At 32.0% G+C, this 241-nt stretch carries 1 protein-coding gene; it reads left to right on the forward strand.

All coding sequences use genetic code 11. The annotated features are described in order from the left end of the window. Positions 1 to 18 precede the first annotated feature (18 nt). The gene (gene mobC / locus E4T68_RS10050) at positions 19 to 171 is read left to right on the forward strand and encodes a plasmid mobilization relaxosome protein MobC (protein ID WP_370543849.1); all 153 of its coding nucleotides are present in this window, start codon (positions 19 to 21) and stop codon (positions 169 to 171) included. Positions 172 to 241 lie beyond the last annotated feature (70 nt).

Consider the following 241-nt stretch of genomic DNA (forward strand, 5'->3'; position numbering starts at 1 on the left):
AAATCATTAAAAACAGAGGTGAATCGAATAGGTGTGAACATTAATCAAATTGTCAAAAGGATACATGAAACAGAAAGCGAAATTAGACAAGATGACTTCATGGAAATGATTCAACTCCAAAAACAATTGAACCAAACTATTCATGAGATGATTAAACATGTGATTGATTAGGGGGAATACTATGGCTGTGACTAAAGTGTTGCAAATCAAAACAGAGAATAATTTAAAAGCAGCTTTGTGT

Source organism: Granulicatella sp. WM01, assembly GCF_004570605.1.
In the GTDB taxonomy this organism is placed as follows: Bacteria; Bacillota; Bacilli; order Lactobacillales; family Aerococcaceae; genus WM01.